This window comes from Methylobacterium amylolyticum, assembly GCF_030700245.1.
In the GTDB taxonomy this organism is placed as follows: domain Bacteria; phylum Pseudomonadota; class Alphaproteobacteria; order Rhizobiales; family Beijerinckiaceae; genus Methylobacterium.
Genome location: NZ_JAUYZI010000030.1, coordinates 66,926 through 83,611, shown reverse-complemented (window position 1 = coordinate 83,611; position 16,686 = coordinate 66,926). Strand labels below are relative to the sequence as shown.

The 16,686-nt window shown below is 72.7% G+C and carries 15 protein-coding genes; 5 read left to right on the top strand and 10 right to left on the bottom strand.

Annotated features, from left to right (window positions below; translation table 11 throughout):
- Positions 1-13: 13 nt before the first annotated feature.
- Positions 14-1,156 (bottom strand): ISAs1 family transposase, encoded by a 1,143-nt coding sequence (locus Q8W71_RS20570; protein WP_305527267.1) that lies wholly within the window; start codon positions 1,154-1,156, stop codon positions 14-16.
- A 191-nt stretch (positions 1,157-1,347) separates the two neighbouring features.
- On the opposite strand from Q8W71_RS20570, the gene irr reads away from it, so the two are divergent.
- On the top strand, positions 1,348-1,863 hold the full coding sequence (gene irr / locus Q8W71_RS20565) for a Fur family transcriptional regulator Irr (protein ID WP_305527266.1): 516 nt from the start codon (positions 1,348-1,350) through the stop codon (positions 1,861-1,863).
- 98 nt (positions 1,864-1,961) lie between these two features.
- Here the strand turns inward: irr and Q8W71_RS20560 are convergent, their stop codons facing one another.
- Entirely contained in the window at positions 1,962-2,513 is a 552-nt protein-coding gene (locus tag Q8W71_RS20560) for an SH3 domain-containing protein (protein ID WP_305527265.1), read from the bottom strand.
- Between the two features lie 227 nt (positions 2,514-2,740).
- Between Q8W71_RS20560 and Q8W71_RS20555 the strand changes: the two genes are divergently transcribed.
- Positions 2,741-3,739, top strand: a complete 999-nt coding sequence (locus Q8W71_RS20555) for a 2-hydroxyacid dehydrogenase (protein WP_305527264.1) — start codon at positions 2,741-2,743, stop codon at positions 3,737-3,739.
- A 3-nt stretch (positions 3,740-3,742) separates the two neighbouring features.
- Here the strand turns inward: Q8W71_RS20555 and Q8W71_RS20550 are convergent, their stop codons facing one another.
- Complete coding sequence (locus Q8W71_RS20550; RefSeq protein ID WP_305527263.1) at positions 3,743-4,378, bottom strand: Crp/Fnr family transcriptional regulator; 636 nt, start codon at positions 4,376-4,378, stop codon at positions 3,743-3,745.
- Between the two features lie 80 nt (positions 4,379-4,458).
- Entirely contained in the window at positions 4,459-5,775 is a 1,317-nt protein-coding gene (locus tag Q8W71_RS20545) for a flavin monoamine oxidase family protein (protein WP_305527262.1), read from the bottom strand.
- 153 nt (positions 5,776-5,928) lie between these two features.
- Between Q8W71_RS20545 and Q8W71_RS20540 the strand changes: the two genes are divergently transcribed.
- Positions 5,929-6,630: a sulfate transporter family protein gene (locus Q8W71_RS20540; protein WP_305527261.1), complete on the top strand. Its 702-nt coding sequence runs from the start codon at positions 5,929-5,931 to the stop codon at positions 6,628-6,630.
- A gap of 95 nt (positions 6,631-6,725) precedes the next feature.
- Positions 6,726-8,000 (top strand): efflux RND transporter periplasmic adaptor subunit, encoded by a 1,275-nt coding sequence (locus Q8W71_RS20535; protein WP_305527260.1) that lies wholly within the window; start codon positions 6,726-6,728, stop codon positions 7,998-8,000.
- 21 nt (positions 8,001-8,021) lie between these two features.
- Here Q8W71_RS20535 and Q8W71_RS20530 read toward each other — a convergent pair whose 3' ends face one another.
- Positions 8,022-8,396: a cupredoxin domain-containing protein gene (locus Q8W71_RS20530; protein WP_305527259.1), complete on the bottom strand. Its 375-nt coding sequence runs from the start codon at positions 8,394-8,396 to the stop codon at positions 8,022-8,024.
- A gap of 209 nt (positions 8,397-8,605) precedes the next feature.
- Between Q8W71_RS20530 and Q8W71_RS20525 the strand changes: the two genes are divergently transcribed.
- Entirely contained in the window at positions 8,606-11,461 is a 2,856-nt protein-coding gene (locus Q8W71_RS20525; protein WP_305527258.1) for an EAL domain-containing protein, read from the top strand.
- A 143-nt stretch (positions 11,462-11,604) separates the two neighbouring features.
- Here the strand turns inward: Q8W71_RS20525 and Q8W71_RS20520 are convergent, their stop codons facing one another.
- From Q8W71_RS20520 to Q8W71_RS20500, 5 genes are all read right to left on the bottom strand, one after another.
- The gene (locus Q8W71_RS20520) at positions 11,605-12,987 is read right to left on the bottom strand and encodes a class II 3-deoxy-7-phosphoheptulonate synthase (RefSeq protein ID WP_305527257.1); all 1,383 of its coding nucleotides are present in this window, start codon (positions 12,985-12,987) and stop codon (positions 11,605-11,607) included.
- A gap of 115 nt (positions 12,988-13,102) precedes the next feature.
- Positions 13,103-13,420 (bottom strand): RNA polymerase sigma factor region1.1 domain-containing protein, encoded by a 318-nt coding sequence (locus Q8W71_RS20515; protein ID WP_305527256.1) that lies wholly within the window; start codon positions 13,418-13,420, stop codon positions 13,103-13,105.
- 54 nt (positions 13,421-13,474) lie between these two features.
- Positions 13,475-14,854: a glutathione-disulfide reductase gene (gene gor, locus Q8W71_RS20510; RefSeq protein ID WP_305527255.1), complete on the bottom strand. Its 1,380-nt coding sequence runs from the start codon at positions 14,852-14,854 to the stop codon at positions 13,475-13,477.
- Positions 14,851-16,068, bottom strand: a complete 1,218-nt coding sequence (locus Q8W71_RS20505) for an O-antigen ligase family protein (RefSeq protein WP_370875487.1) — start codon at positions 16,066-16,068, stop codon at positions 14,851-14,853. Before Q8W71_RS20505 ends, gor begins: the two co-directional genes overlap by 4 nt.
- The gene (locus tag Q8W71_RS20500) at positions 16,065-16,661 is read right to left on the bottom strand and encodes a DUF2059 domain-containing protein (protein ID WP_305527254.1); all 597 of its coding nucleotides are present in this window, start codon (positions 16,659-16,661) and stop codon (positions 16,065-16,067) included. Before Q8W71_RS20500 ends, Q8W71_RS20505 begins: the two co-directional genes overlap by 4 nt.
- Positions 16,662-16,686 lie beyond the last annotated feature (25 nt).

Below are 16,686 nucleotides of genomic sequence, written 5' to 3'. Positions count from 1 at the left end.
CAAGGGAATCGCTTCAGGTTAACGGCGGGGTCTTCGGGTTCTGTCGGATGAGGGTTTCGAGGTAGTCCGGGTCGAGGTTGGCGAGCTTTCTTCGGACCTTGAGGCTGTGGCGGTCGTGGGGGGCGCGCACGAGGTTCATGGCCATGTGGCGGACCACGGCCATGTTCTGCGGACCCGATCCAGTGCGCAGGCGGACGAGGTCGTCGTGGAAGACGACGTCGAGCACCCAGTGCAGGCGGTTCTCGATGTGCCAGTGGGCGCGCACGGCGGCGGCGAAGGTCTTGGCATCGAGCTTGACCGAGGCGAGGTAGTAGCGGCGTTCGCACTCGATCCTGCCGGCGCGTTCGACCTGTGTCTCGACCATGCCGATCATCGCCAGATGGGGCATGTGCGGCTCGTGCGGGTAGCGGCGATCCGAGCCGATCCAACTCACGTCGTGGCAGACGCTGTGGCGGCGGTGTTCGAGGCGACCGTGGTCGTTGTCGACGGTCTGGTGGGTGTCGGCGATCAGGTCGCCCGGAGCGGCGAAGAAGCGCACGACGTCGTCGTGGGTGGCGGGGCGGTTGCCTTTGAGGGCGAGCAGGTAGTCGCCGCCCCGGGCCACGATGGTCTCGGCGATGGCGGTCTGGGTGCCCATCGCGTCGATCGTGACCAGCGCGCCCCGGAGTTCGAGCCGCTCCAGCAGGCGCGGGATGGCGGTGATCTCGTTGCTCTTGTCGGCGACCGCCTCCTGGCCGAGCACGAGGCGCTGGCGGGAGGCCCAGGCCGAGACGGTGTGCAGGGCGGCCCGGCCCTTGGTCTTGGCGTGGCAGCGCCGGGAGGTCTTGCCGTCGATGGCGATGAGATCCGGCTCGACCGCGCGCAGGCGCTCGACCCAGGCCGTGAAGCAGGTCTTGAAGAGGTCGGCGTCGAGCGCGTTGACGACGTCGTTGAGGGTGTCGTGGGCGGGCAGGCCGCGGTCGTACGGGAGGAAGCGGCGCAGGAAGTCCAGGCGCCGCTCGCCCCACAGCCGGATCTCGACGAAGTCGTCCATGCCGCACAGCGTGGCGCACAGCACCAGCAGCAGGATCTCGGGCAGCGGGTAGATCACCCGCCAGCGCTGGCGCGGGTCGGTCAGGGTCGAGAAGTGGTCGAGGATCGACAGCGAGGACGGCATCGGCGGCTCCGCAGACGCAAAGCCCGCCGTGAATCACAAACCTCAGCCCCCCGCAGCACCGCTCCCAAGCCAAAGCCAAAAAGCTGAAGCGATCGCCCTGATCGGCGAGCGCGCTCGGGTTGCGACGCTGTGACGGCTACCGTATAGTCGTCACCGTTCCTGCGCCCAACCGCCGAGCGTTCAGTCCAGCGATGTCCGACCTGGTGCCCCTGCAGGCCGTCCTCAACGGTCGCGTCCCCGCCCTCCCGACGGAGGCCAACGGGGCTGGCCGTCGCGGCTGCCCGCTGTCGGACCTGCGCGATCGTCTGCGCCGGGCCGGCCTGCGCCCGACGCGGCAGCGCCTGTCGCTCGGCTGGCTGCTGTTCGGCCGCGGCGACCGCCACCTGACGGCGGAGATGCTCTACGACGAGGCGATGCGCGCCAAGGTGCCGGTCTCGCTGGCCACCGTCTACAACACCCTGCATCAGTTCACGGAAGCCGGATTGCTGCGCCAGCTCGCCCTCGACGGGTCCAAGGCCTACTTCGACACCAATCCGACCGAGCACCACCACTTCTACCTGGAGGACGAGGCGCAGGTGATCGACATGCCCGATTGCGGCATCACCGTCGATTCGCTGCCCGAGGCCCCCGAAGGGATGGAGATCGCCGGCGTCGAGGTGATCGTGCGCCTCCGCCGCAGCCGCACGGCCGGCCGCCGGCAGGCCTGAGCGCGCGCGAGCGCCGACGCGAGCCGTATCGGACTGATGCGAGGCCCGGCGTTCGTCCGGGCCTCGTCGCGTTCGCGCGGCGCTCGGACCCGAAGCGCTCACTCGACCGTCTCGTTCGGGTAGACGCCCCAAAGCCGGTTCTGGCGGATGTAGCCGTCCACGTCGCGCTTCGACGGCAGCGCGACGACCACGCGGCACCACGTTCCGGTGCAGCTCTTCACGCTGCCGATCACGCCGGATTGCAGCCGGGCCTCGTCGGTGGCGCCCTCCTCGGCGCGGGCGCGCAGGGGCACGGCGGCCTTCTCACCGCCCTTGTCCGGCCCGGCATTGACGATCGCGGTGCGCCGTCCCGACAGGAGCGAGTGGAGGACCCAGCCCTCCGTCCCCTCCGAATCGCGGATGCGCCGCCACGTCTCGAACTCGCCGATGATCTCCACCGGCAGGCCGGCGCGCTGGTACACCCACAGGGTGCGGTGGTCCTTCGAGGGCCCCTCGCGCAGGTTGACCCGGTCGGTCTTGAGGCTCGCGTAGCGCGGCAGCGGCAGCTTGGTCACCGGCCCGGCGCCCGCCTCCGGGGCGCCCGTCGGGGCGGCGCGGGCGGGGCCGGCGAGGAGAAGCGCCGCGGCGAGGGCAGCGGATATCGCGCGCATCGTCACCATCTCCGTGCGGTCTCGCAGCGTTCCGGACGGTCCGCTGCGGCCCGGCTTCCGATTGTGTTCCGTCCCGCCTCTGTTAGAGAGGCGGAGGGCTTCGGGACAGCGCGCGGAGGGGCGCGCCGTCCCGAATCTGTCTGGCGAAGTCCGGTTAACGGACGCTTGTCGGCGGACGCTTGCGGCCCTCGGGCGGGACGATGCCGCGGGCTCACCGGGAGAGAGACGTGTCGAAGCGCAAGCCGCTCGTGGTGGTGACGCGGCGCCTGCCGGACGCCGTCGAGACGCGGATGCGCGAGCTGTTCGACGTCCGCCTCAACCCCGACGACGCGCCCATGGGGACGGAGGCGCTGGTGACGGCGCTGCGCGAGGCCGACGTGCTGGTCCCGACCGTGACCGACGAGATCGATTCCGGCCTCCTGGCCCAGGCCGGGCCGAACCTGCGGCTGATCGCCAATTTCGGCAACGGCGTCGACCACATCGACGTGGGCGTGGCGCTGGAGCGCGGCATCACGGTCACCAACACCCCCGGCGTGCTGACCGAGGACACCGCCGACATGACGATGGCGCTGATCCTCGCCGTGGCGCGCCGCGTCGCCGAGGGCGCGCGGATCATCCCGGAGGACGACTGGACGACCGGCTGGTCGCCGACCTGGATGCTCGGGCGGCGCATCACCGGCAAGCGGCTCGGCATCGTCGGCATGGGCCGGATCGGGCAGGCGCTGGCCAAGCGCGCCCGGGCCTTCGGCCTCCAGGTGCACTACCACAACCGCCGCCGGGTGCCCGCCGCGATCGAGGGCGCGCTCGACGCGACCTACTGGGAATCCCTCGACCAGATGCTGGCGCGGGTCGACATCGTGTCGGTCAACTGCCCGCACACCCCCGCGACCTACCACCTGCTCTCGGCCCGGCGCCTCAAGCTGCTTAAGCCGGAGGCGATCGTGGTCAACACCGCCCGCGGCGAGGTGATCGACGAGAACGCCCTGGCCCGGCTGATCGAGGCGGGCGAGATCTCGGCCGCCGGCCTCGACGTGTTCGAGCAGGAGCCGGCCGTGAGCCCGCGGCTCGTCAAGCTCGCCCGGCAGGGCAAGGTGGTGCTGCTCCCGCACATGGGCTCGGCGACCTACGAGAGCCGCATGGACATGGGCGAGAAGGTCATCATCAACATCAAGACCTTCATGGACGGCCACCGGCCGCCGGACCGCATCCTGCCGAGCATGCTCTGAGTCTCACAGCGCCTCGCTTCCGGCGGTGGCGGGCGCCGGCGCGCCCTGCGCCGACTGCGCGCTCTGGAACAGGCGCTCGCTCGTCAGCTTCAGGAAGTAGAAGCCGAATTCCGGGTTCTGGTAGTAGAGCTGCTTGACCTCGGAATAGGAGACGCACAGCGCCCGGCCGGCCTCGACGCAGACGAGGGAGGCGGTGCGGGCGTTGCCGGGCGAGAGCAGGCCGAGCTCCCCGACGATGCCGCCTGCCCGCACCTCGATCCCGACCTCGGGGATGCGGAACACCCCGCTCTCGACCACGTACATCTCGGTCGCGAGGTCGCCCTTGCGGAAGACCACCTCGCCGATGCCGAACGGGCGCTGCGAGCCGAACGGGCGCAGCCATTCCAGGGACAGGTCGCCGTCGGCGGCGGCCTCGACGTCGCGCACGAGGCGCATCATCTGCCACAGCCGGTAGGCGTTGAACGGGATCTGGATGCACTCGGTCAGCACCACCGGCATGCTGCCGATGAACAGGCCGTAGGTGATGACCACGCAGCTCGCGCAGAGCGAGATGATCCGCAGCGGGATCATCGTGCTCATCGCCGAGGCCGAGATGGTCAGCGCCGTGCCGAGATAACCGATCGCCTCGATCCAGTTCATGGGACCTTCCGGAAGTGCCGTTATGCGGCACGGGATGCACGTTCGGCGCGCTCCGGCAAGCCGGGCGGGGGCCGCCATCCTCAATCGCCGTCCGGTCGCAGGTGACGGGTGATCGCCGCGGCGGCGCGCGTGCCCGACTCGAAGGCGCCGCCGACGGTGCCCCACTGCGCGCGCGACAGCGCCTCGCCGGCGAACCAGACCCGGTCCGACAGCGATTCGCGCAGCAGCAGCCGGGCCGGCGCGTGGCCCGGCGGGACCACCGCCCAGGAGCCCCGCGACCAGGGATCGTGCCGCCACGCGCTGACCGCGGGGATCGCGAGGTCGCGCAGGCGGGCCCGGCCGACATGCTCGGCGAGCACCGCGCGCACGTGCCGCCGCACGCCGTCGACCCCCGAGCCGGCGGCGTCGATCCGCGCCGCCTCGCCCGCATCGAGCTCGTAGTAGTGGAACGGCGTGTCGTCGATCCGCGTGAGCAGGCCCGGCGGAGCCCGCCGGCCGCCGTTCAGCCCCGCGAGCCGGTCGCGTCCCCGGAACGGGCTCGACGGCCAATGCAGCACCGCGTGCTCGTAGATGCCCGCGGTGAAGCCGTCGATCGCCGCGCGCACCGCGGCCGGCAGCGGCGGCGAGAACAGGGGCGTCTCGCGCAGCACCATCATCGGCGCGGTGACGAGGACCGCCCGCGCCGCGATCGTGCCGCCCGCCGTCTCGAGCCGGACGCCCGCGCCCGACCAGTCGATCCGCTGCACCGGTGCGGAGAGCCGCACCGGCAGGCCTGCGGCGAGACGGGCGAGGTAGCTGCCGTAGCCCCCGGCCATGAAGACGTTGTCGCCGTACTCCATGCTCGGGAAGTCGTGCAGCGACACCTCGGCGAGCGGTCGGCCGGAGACGAGCCCGTGGACGCTGGCGATGCGGGCCGCCCAGGGCCCGAGCCCGGGCGGCAGGACGCTGGCCGCCGGCCTGTCCTCGCCCGCCGCGCCGCGGGTCATCGCCCGGTCGGCCCGCGCGAAGGCGCGGGCGCTGGCGCGGATTTCGGCCGGGCTCGCCGGGCGGCCGCCGACCCAGACGTGGCTGTCTTGCGGCGCCCGGCGCAGGCGCTCGCGGCGGGCGCGGCCCAGGGCGACGAGGGGGTTAATCGGTCCGGCATGCAGCCAGTGGGCGCCGAGATCGACCGCGTGGCCGCGCAGCGGCACGGTCCAGGCCCGGCCTCCGACCCGGTCGCGGGCCTCCAGCACCGCCACCGACAGGCCCTGCGCGACGAGGGCCCGCGCGGCGCCGATGCCGGCCGCCCCGGCGCCGACGATCACCACGTCGGGCGCCTCGGGCAGGGGCGCGAGGACGGGCCGGAAGTCCGGCGCGCGCGCGGACTCGGAGGCGCGGAGGGGGCGGAGCTTCTGCATGGCTGACGTCGTCACTGCGCCTCCCCGACCGATCCCATCCCGCCGCGGACCCGTATGGGCCCGGTCCGTGGCGTGCGCCGCGGCCTTGCGCCCACCCGCCCGCATCGCCAAGAAACCCGCCGCGCCGACCCGGCGCGCCGGAACCCCGCCCCGATGCTGATCGAGTCCGCCGCGGCGGCCCTGCGCCAGACCTTCTCGCCCCAGCTCCGGGCGATCCTGTGGAAATCGCTCGGTCTGACGCTCGGACTGCTGCTCCTCGTCTGGCTGGGGCTCACCCGGCTGATCCAGGCCTTCCAGGCGAGCCACCACATCTCCGCGCAGTACCCGATCCTCGACACCCTCGCCTACTATCTCGCCGGGTTCGGCCTGTTCGTGGCGCTCGCCTATCTGATGCCGGCGGTGTCGATCCTCGTGGCCGGGTTCTTCCTCGACGACGCGGCCGAGATCGTCGAGCGCACCGACTTCCCGGGCGATCCGCCGGGCCGGGCGCTGCCGTTCGGGACGGCGATGCTCTACGCGGTCCGCTTCGCCGGCCTGACCCTGCTGGTCAACCTCGCGGCGCTGGTGGTGTTCTTCGTGCCTGTGGTCGGGGTCGCGGCCTTCTTCGGCGCCAACGCCTACCTGCTGTCGCGGGAGTATTTCGAGATGGCGGCCGCACGGTTCCGGCCGCTTCCGGAGGCGGCCGCGATGCGCGGCGCGTTCCCGCTGCGGACGCTCGGCGCCGGAGGCCTGCTCGCGGGGCTGATGATCGTGCCGGTCGTCAACCTCGTGACGCCCCTGTTCGGGATCGCGCTGATGGTCCACCTCCACAAGCGCCTGAGCCGGCAGGGCCGGTTGCCGCCGCCCGCCCGCTGAGATGGCGGACGCGGCCCGGGGGCGCGACAAGGCCGCGCTGGTCCGCGCGGCGCCCGGCGGCTAGCGTGGCGGCGCGGGAACGGAGACCGAGAGCGATGAAGGCGCGCGACGCTTCGGGGGATGTCCCGCCGCCGCCCGGCAAGGCTCCGTTCGTCGTCGTCGGCCTCGTCGGCCTGGGCCTGCTCGGCTGGGGCGCCTACGGCCACTGGCAGCGGGACGCCGAGGCGGAGGCGACGCTCGCGCGGGTCAAGTCCCTGGTGCCGCGCGTGCGCACGGTGGTGGCCGAGCGTGCCGAGGGTCCGCTGGACCTCGCCCTGCCGGGCGAGACGCGGCCCTTCACCACCGCCGCCATCGCCGCCCGCGCCACCGGCTACGTCGCCGAGCGGCGGGTCGATATCGGCTCGCGGGTGAAGGCCGGCGACCTCCTGCTGCGCATCGCCGCACCCGACCTCGACCAGCAGCTCGCGCAGGCCGAGGCGCAGCTCGGGCAGCTCAAGGCGCAGTTGCTTCAGGCCCAGGCGCAGGTCGACCAGGCCCGGGCCAACGTCAACCTCGCGAACCTGACCAACAACCGCACCACGACGCTCGCCGACCAGGGCTGGGCCTCGCGCCAGAACGCCGACACCTCCCAGGCCGGCGTGCTCTCGCAGGCGGCCACGCTCGCCGCGGCCGAGGCGGGGGTGAAGGTCGCCGACGCCAACATCCGGGCGGGGACGGCGGCGGTGGAGCGCCTGCGCACCCTCACGGGCTACCAGCGGGTGGTGGCGCCCTTCGACGGCGTCGTCACCGTCCGCAACGTCGATGTCGGGGATCTCGTGCGCGCCGACAACGGCGGCACCCCGCTCCTGAGCATGGACCAGGACAGCACCCTGCGCATCACGCTCAACGTGCCCCAGAGCGCCACCGACGGGGTGCGGCCGGGGGTCGAGGCGCTGGTCACCGTGCCGCAACTGCCGGGGCGGACCTTCTCGGGCTTCGTCGAGCGCAGCTCTGTCGCCCTCCAGGCGGCCTCGCGCACGCTCACCACCGAGGTGGACGTTCCGAACCCCGACCGGACGCTGCGGGCCGGCCTCTACGCCTCCGTCACGCTCAAGATCCCCCGCGCGGCACCCGGCGTGACGATCCCGGCGGAGGCCGCGGTATTCGACCGCGGCGCCCTGCGCGTCGCCGTTCTCGGGGCGGACGACCGCGTGACGTGGCGCGCGGTGCGCGTCCGGCGCGATTTCGGGCGGGTGCTGGAACTGGAATCGGGCCTGGAGCCCGACGCGCGCCTCGTCTACAGCCCACCCCCCGACCTGCGCGACGGGCAGGCGGTGGAGCGCGACGACCGGGGCGGCCCGGCGCGGCCGATGCGGGCAGCCGAGCGCTGAGCGCTCAGTTAACGCGCACGCTCAGTTCACGCGCACCAGGAGCTTCATCTTCGGGTGGATGCCGCAGAGCACCTGGAACGTGCCCTTCTGCGTGAAGGTGATCGGCGTGCGGCTGCCGGGCTCCTGGTCGCCGGAATCGAAGCTGAAGGTGGCGGCCTCGACGAAGGCGTGGTGCAGCAGGTCGCTGTCGTCGTTGACGACGGTGATCGTGTCGCCGCGGGTGATCGCCAGGGCGTCCGGCTGGAAGGTCCGCCCCTTCTGCGAGACGGTGTGACCCGAGGCTTCGAGCCGGCCGACGAGGCAGAGGCCGCACAGCGCGCCGCCCGCCAGCGCGAACAGCGCCGGCACCAGAGTCCGCCGGCCCGTCGCGGGGATCGTCAAGGCAGGGACGGCCATCGATTCGCTCCTCGATCCGGGCCGACTTTACATGACGGTGTCTTGAGAATTCCTTAGTCGAAGCCGGCGACGCGGGGCGCGGACGAAACTTCTTCTTGTCCATTGCTCGCCCCGCGACGGCGCAGACGCTCGAAATCCGTCGGGCTAATCGCCTCTTAAGATGTCGTCGCTAGCGTCCGAGGCGCGTGGCGGTACGGCGGCCCAGTGCGATGCGAGATCCCGAGAGAGCGAAGCTGGAGCGGTCGCCGCCCGACTGGGCGACGGCGCTGCGTCGCCTCCCCGCCTCCCTCGCCTCGGTCCGCGGCCGGATCCTGGTCGCTTTCCTCGGCATGAGCCTGCTGTCCGGCACGCTCGGGTTCTACGCCGCCGTCGCCATCACCCATGTCGGAGATCTGGTCAGCCGGACCTACGACGAGTCGCTGATGTCGATCAACTACGCCCGCGCGACCGCGGCGGACTTCGCCAAGATGCGCTCGGCCTTCGCGCGCCGGACGCACGCGACGGACCCGGCCATCGCCGCCAAGCTGGACGCCGAGATCGCCGACCTCACCGTGACGCTCGCCGAGGATCTGACCATCGCCGTCGAGCGCTCGCAATCGGACCGCGCGGTGCGCACCGCCGGCGCCGTCCAGGCCGGCGTCGCCGCCTGGGACGAGATGCGCCGCGCCCTGCTCGACGCGCCGGAGGCCCGGGCGGAGCGCTGGGAGGCGCTGGACCAGCAGGCCCGCGCGGTCGACGGCCAGATCGACCTCCTCGTCAACTACACGGCCGGCGACGGCTTCACCTTCCGGCAGGCGGCCCGCGCCCTGGTGACCCGCGAATTGCGGGTGAACATCGTCGCGGCCGTCCTCGCCGTCATCGGCTGCGCGCTGATCGCGTGGCTGCTGAACCGCCGCATCACCGGCCCGCTCGCCGCCGCCTCGGCCGCGGCCGAGCGCATCGCGGGCGGTCGGCTCGACGACCGGATCCCGACCGGCGGCCGCGACGAGCTCGGCAGCCTGCTCCGCTCGATGGCAACGATGCGCGACAACATCCGCGCGATGATGGAGCGGGAGGTCAGCCAGCGGCAATCGGCCGAAACCCTGCTCGCCGACGCCTTGCAGAGCTCGCGCGAGGGCGTGGTGGTGGTCGATTGCCACGGCCGCATCGTGCTGGCCAACGCGCAGGCGCTGCGGTTCTTCGACGGCCTCGGCGCCGCGGTCCGGACCGGGACGTCGCTCTCCGAGGCGGCGCCGGACGAGTTCCTGCGGGCGCTGGCGCGCGACGGCGAGGTCCGGCTGTCCGACGGGCGGTGGCTGCGCGTCAGCCGCAGCGCGACCCAGGAGGGCGGCTTCGTCGCCGTGTGCAGCGACATCAGCCTGCTGAAGGAGCAGGAGGACCGTCTCACCGAGACCAATCTCCGGCTCGACGCCGCCCTCGACAACATGTCCCAGGGCCTGTGCCTCTACGATGCCGACGACCGCCTGATGGTGGTGAACCGCCGCTACGCCCAGATCTACGGCCTGGCCTCCGGCACCGTCGTCCCGGGCATGCGCGCGGAGGCGGTGCTGGCCGCGAGCCTCGCCGCCGGGAACCACCCCGGCCAGAATCTCTCCGACCTGCTCCGCCAGGAGCGCGAGGCGTTCGAGGGCCCGGCCCGTCTCCCCTGCTTCCAGGAGCTCGGCAACGGCAAGGTCGTCGCCATCGAGCGCCGCGAGACCGCCGACGGCGGCTTCGTCGCCACCTACGAGGACGTGACCGAGCGGCGCCGGGCCGAGGCCCAGGTCGCCTTCCTCGCCCACCACGACGCGCTGACCGGCCTCCCGAACCGCGTGGCGCTGAACCAGCAGATGGCGGCGGCGATCGCCCAGGCCGGGCGCGACGCCGGCTTCGCGGTGTTCGCCCTGGATCTCGACGATTTCCGTCCCGTCAACGACACGCTCGGCCACGGGGTCGGCGACGAGCTGCTGGTGGCGGTCGCCCAGCGCCTGAGCGCCTGCGTGCGCGAGATCGACTGCGTCGCCCGGCTCGGCGCGGACGAGTTCATCGTCGTCCAGCGCGGCATCGATCGGGCGGAGGGCGCCGCGGTGCTGGCGCGCCGGATCATCGAGGTGGTGAGCGCGCCCTACACCCTGTCGAACCACGAGGTGAGCGTCGGCCTGACCATCGGCATCACCCTCGCCCCCGGCGACGGCACCGGCTGCGACAAGCTCCTGAAGAACGCCGACGTCGCCCTGGACCGCGCTAAGAGCGAGGCGCGGGGCTCGTTCCGGTTCTTCGAGCCCGAGATGGACGCCCGTCTCCAGGCCCGGCGCCTGATGGAGCGCGACCTGCGGGACGCCCTCGCCCGGGAGGCGTTCGAGGTCTACTACCAGCCGATCTACAGCCTCGGCACCGAGCGGATCTGCGGGTTCGAGGCGCTGCTGCGCTGGAACCATCCGGGCCGCGGCTTCGTCTCGCCGGCCGAGTTCATCCCGATCGCCGAGGAGCTCGGCCTGATCGTGCCGCTCGGCGAGTGGGTCCTGCGCCGGGCCTGCGAGGAGGCGAGCCGCTGGCCCGACGGCCTGAAGATCGCGGTCAACGTCTCGGCGGTGCAATTCACCTCGGCGAGCCTCGTGACCGCGGTGCGCGAGACCCTGCGCGCCACCGGCCTGCCCGGCCGCCGGCTAGAGCTGGAGATCACCGAATCGGTGCTGGTGGCCAACCCCGGCGCCACCACCGCGATCCTGCACAGCCTCCGGGCGATGGGCGTGCGGGTGTCGATGGACGATTTCGGCACCGGCTACTCGTCGCTCAGCTACCTGCGCAGCTTCCCCTTCGACAAGATCAAGATCGACCAAGCCTTCGTGCGCGACCTCGGCGCCACGGACGGCACCGACTTCATCGTCCGCGCGGTGATCGGCCTCGGCGCCAGCCTCGGCATGACGACGACCGCCGAGGGCGTCGAGACCGAGGCGCAGCTCGCCCGGCTCCGGGCCGAGGGCTGCGACGAGGTGCAGGGCTACCTGTTCAGCCGTCCCGTCCCGATCACCCAGGTGCCGGCGGTGATCCAGCGCTGGAACGGCGCGGCGCGGGCGATCGCTTAGCGCGCTCTCCGCCGATGTGGATCCCGGTCCGGCGAAAGAGCCCCCGCCGGTCGTGAAGACAACCCGCTCGGCGCGGGATCGAGATTCGAGGTTCGCAGAACCGCGCCCGGTCCTCTCGGCCGGGCGCGGTCCCGCGGTGTCCCCTACTCCGCCGCGTCGAGGTGCGGGCGCTCGATCTCGGCGCGCTCGCGCTTGACCAGCTCGGCCGTGCGGAACGCCACCTCCAGCGCCTGCTCCGCGTTGAGGCGCGGGTCGCAGTAGGTGTGGTAGCGGTCGCTCAGGTCGTCCGCCGTGAGCGCCCGGGCGCCGCCCGTGCACTCGGTGACGTCCTTGCCGGTCATCTCCAGGTGGATGCCGCCGGCGATCGTTCCCTCGGCGCGGTGGACGCCGAAGAAGCCCTCGATCTCCTGCATCACCCGGTCGAACGGCCGGGTCTTGTACCCGCCCGCCGCGATCGTGTTGCCGTGCATCGGGTCGCAGACCCAGGTCACGGTGCGCCCCTCGCGCGCGACGGCGCGGATCAGGCCGGGCAGGTGATCGCCGACCTTGTCGGCGCCGAACCGGCAGATCAGGCTCAGGCGGCCGGCCTCGTCGCCCGGGTTCAGCCGGTCGATCAGCCGGATCAGCCCGTCCGCGTCCATCGACGGCCCGCACTTGAGGCCGATCGGGTTGCGGATGCCGCGGGCGTACTCGACGTGGGCGTGGTCCGGCTGGCGGGTGCGGTCGCCGATCCACAGCATGTGGCCCGACGTGGCGTACCAGTCGCCGCTCGTCGAATCGACCCTGGTCAGGGCCTCCTCGTAGCCGAGCAGCAGCGCCTCGTGGCTGGTGTAGAAGTCGGTCGTGCGCACCTCCTGGTGCGTCTCGGGGTTGATGCCGATCGCCCGCATGAAGTCGAGGGCGTCGGACATCCGCGAGGCGACGTCCTGGTAGCGCGAGGACTGGGGGGAGTCCTTCACGAAGCCCAGCATCCAGCGGTGCGCGTTCTCGAGGTTGGCGTAGCCGCCGGTCGCGAAGGCGCGCAGCAGGTTCAGCGTCGCCGCCGACTGCCGGTAGGCCTTGAGCTGGCGACGCGGATCGGGCGTCCGCGCCTCGGCGCTGAAATCGAGGCCGTTGACGATGTCGCCGCGGTAGCTCGGCAGGCTGACGCCCTCGATCGTCTCGGAGGGCGACGAGCGCGGCTTGGCGAACTGCCCGGCGATGCGCCCGACCTTCACCACGGGCGAGCCGCCCGCGAAGGTGAGCACCATCGCCATCTGCAGGAACACCCGGAAGAAGTCGCGGATGTTGTCGGCCGAGTGCTCGTCGAAGCTCTCCGCGCAGTCGCCGCCCTGGAGGAGGAACGCCTCGCCCGCCGCGACGCGCGCCAGCGCCGCCTTCAGCTTGCGGGCCTCACCTGCAAAAACCAGCGGCGGAAAGCTCGCGATCTGGGCCTCCACGGCCTCCAGGGCGGCGGCGTCCGGATAGGCCGGCACCTGCTGGATCGGCAGGTCACGCCACGTCTTAGGAGTCCAACGCTCGCCCATGATCTCTCTCCGCGCACCTCTCTCGTGCGTTCGCGGCTCTCGCGAAGCGGCGCTTATAGAGAGGTTTCCCAGCGGTTACGAGGGGCGGATTCCCGGTGACAGACCCGAGCGGAGATCAGTTCTCCCCGTCCTCCACCTCGATCCCGTGCTCGGCCAGGATCCAGAAGATCGCCTCCAGATCCTCCGCCGACACGTCGCGGGGCGGAAGAGCCTCCTCCAGGTCGTCGTAGGTCAGGCAGCGGCTTCGTTTGGCCTCGGCCTTGGCGAGCAGCCGGTCGATCGCCCGGCGGATGTCGGGAGGCAGGGCGTCGTGGCTCGGCAGGCGGTAGGTGAAGGCCGGCCGCAGGGCGTCGGCCAGCAGGCCGTCGATGATGGCTTGGCGCCGCGCGTGCGCGTCGTCGGGTCTGCCCTTGCCTGCGCCCTGCTTGCCCATGGCCCTGATATGGACCGGCGCGACAGCGCGTCGAGGCCCTTGCCCCCACGGCGTCTAACCGACGCCGACGGGATGCTTCGTCACCGCCGGCACGCGCATCGTCACCAGCTCCTCCGCGGCGGTCGGGTGGACCGCGATCGTGCGGTCGAAATCGGCCTTCGTCGCCCCCATCTGGACCGCGATCCCGACCGCCTGGATCAACTCGCCCGCGTCGTGGCCGAAGACGTGGACGCCGACCACCCGGTCGCTCGCGCAGTCGACGATGACCTTCATCAGGATCCGCTCCTCGCGTCCCGAGAGCGTCGCCTTCATCGGCCGGAAGCTCGCCTTGTAGACGTCGATCTCTCCGCAGGCGGCGCGGGCCGCCGCCTCGGTGTGGCCGACGACACCGATCTCCGGCGTCGAGAACACCGCGGTCGGGATCAGGCGGTGGTCGACGCAGGCCGGCTTGCCGCCGAACTCGGTGTCGGCGAAGGCGTGGCCCTCGCGGATCGCCACCGGCGTCAGGTTGGCGCGGTTGGTCACGTCGCCCACCGCCCAGATCGAGGCCACGCATGTGCGGGAATAGGCGTCGACGGGGATCGCGCCGGCCGCATCCGTCGCGATGCCGACTCGGTCGAGGCCGAGGCCGGCGACGTTCGGGCGGCGTCCGGTCGCCACCAGGACGTGGTCCGCGGCGATCTCCGAGCCGTCGTCGAGCCGGGCGACGAGGTCGGCGCCCCGCCGCTCCAGGCTCGACACGGTGCGGCCGAGCCGCAGGTCCATGCGCCGTCCGTAGGCCTCGGCGAGTGCGTCCCGGACCTCGTCGTCGAAGCCGCGCAGCAGCCGCTCGCCCCGGTGCAGCAGGGCGGTGCGGCTGCCGAGCGCGGCGAAGACGCCCGCGAACTCGACCGCGATGTAGCCGCCGCCGACCACGAGGATGCGCTCGGGGCGCGTCTCCAGCTCGAACACCTCGTTCGAGGTGATCGCCAGCTCGATCCCCGGCACCGCCGGCTCCTTCACCGGGTGGGCGCCCACCGCGATCAGGATTCTCTCCGCCCGCACGCGCCTGTCGGAGCCCGTGAGGCGGATGGTGTGGGCGTCCTCGATCACGGCGCGCTCGGGCGCGATCTCGACGCCGGAGCGGATCAGGTTGGCGTCGTAGATGCCCTCCAGCCGCGTGACCTCGGCGTCGCGCCGCCGCTTGAGCACGCTCCAGTCGAAGCGCGGCGGCTCGACGCTCCAGCCGAAGCCGGCCGCGTCCTCGAACTCGTCGGCGAAGCGGCCGGCATAGACCATCAGCTTCTTCGGGACGCAGCCGCGGATCACGCAGGTGCCGCCGACCCGGTACTCCTCGGCGAGCATCACCTTCGCGCCGTAGCCCGCCGCGATCCGGGCGGCGCGCACGCCCCCCGAACCGCCGCCGATGACGAACAGGTCGACGTCGAAGCTCATGCCGGGTTGTCCGTTTCCGTGGCGCGGGGCGCGAGGCGGCCCGCCTCACGCAACCAGCAGATGGCAGCCCCGAGCCCCGCCGTCCACCAAGCCGCCCAGCCGTTGTGCTCGACGAAGGCGATCGCCGCGGCGCCCGCCACGAGGCCGAGGGCGACCGCCCGCTCGGCGGTCGGCAGCGCGGCCAGGCGGGCCAGCGTCAGCATCAGCGCCAGCGCGGCGAGGAACGCCCCGGGCAGGCCGAGCTCGGCCCAGACCTGGAGGAAGACGTTGTGCGGGTGGCCGACGGCCAGCAGCACCCGCATCTCCGGCGCCACCCTCTCGGCGACCGGCGTCTGCGCGAACCGGGCGCTGGTGCCGGTGCCGGCTCCGAGCCACGGTTCGGCCGCCACCGCCGCGCCGAAGCTGCGGGCGATGGCGACGCGGGCGCGCGAGGAGGATTGCACGAGGCGCTCGTGCGCCGCCTCCGGCATGAGCCGGATGAGGATGTCGCCCTCGACCGGGGCAAGGGCCAGCGCGAGGCCGAGGCCGAGCCCGGCGAGCGCCACGGCGGCGCGGGCCGGCGCGAGGCGCGCGATGCCCGCCATGGCGGCGCCCGCGAGGAGGCCGAGCATCGCCGCGCCGCTGATCGAGCGCAGCACCCCGAGCGCCCCGAAGGCCAGGGTCGCGAGCGCGGACGCCCGGTGCCGCGCCCGCCACAGGACGAGGGCGAGCGGGGCCGCCACGAGGTCGAGGGTCAGGGCCGGCCGGTTGAAGACGAAGGCCGCGACCCGCCGCCCGAGCACCCGCTCCACGGCGAGGTCGGCGGCGAGATCGGCGGCGATGTAGGCGCCCGACAGGACCACGCACAGGGCGCCGAGGCGGGGGGCGAAATCCGGGATCCGGCCCGGGGCGAGGCGGGCGAGGAGGTAGGCTGCGGCGAGCGTCGGCAGGAACTCGCTCAGCACCCGCAGCGACAGGCCGGGGAACGGGCTCCAGGCGAGCCCGATCAGGCTCCAGCCGAGGAAGGCGAGCGCGGCGGCGCCGAGCGGGGTCGCGAGCGGCGCGACGAGGAGGGGCTTGAGCGCGGCACGATCCTCGCGCCAGCGCCCGGCGAGGAAGGCCGCCGCCGCGAGCCCGACGACGGCCGGGCTCGACCGGTTGGCGAGGGTCATCGCCAGCGGCAGGACCGCCAGCAGCGCGCCTCCGGCCGCGTAGAGGCGGTCGGACGCCGTCACTGCATCTGGTGGCCGCGCTTGCCCATCTCGGCGCGCACCCGGACCATGACGTATTCCGACACGTCCTGGGTCCAGTCCTGCATCTCGCCGACCATGTCGTCGAGGATCTGCGGCTGGGTCTCGACGTAGCGCTTGCCGGCGGCCGAGCGGAAGAAGGCGGCGATGTCCTTCAGCTCGGGCTCGGTGAGCTTGCCGGCATAGGTGCGGGCGGCGATGTCGACCATGCGCTGCTTCTGCAACTCCATCTCCGGCTGGAGGGAGGCGAGCACCGCGTCGAGGTCCTTGGCGATGTCCGGGCGCGTCACCGCCTGCTTGCGGATCTGCTCGGCGAAGGAGGGGATGATCGAGTCGAAGGACCGGGCGATGCCGGAGCTCAGCACCACCTCGCGCGCCAGCGCGAGATGGCTCGGCGTGAAGGTCTGCGCCGGCGCGTTGGCGGCGGGGGTGCTGGGCTGCGGCGCCGGCGTGCCCTTGGCGGCGGGGGCCGGCGGCTTCGCCTGGGCGGCGGCCGGACGCGGGGCGACGGCGAGGCTTGTGAGGGCGAGGCTTGCGAGGGCGAGACCGAGCGCGGCGGCGGCGATGCGGAAGGGCATGGGATCGTCCTGAATCGGGTGGAGA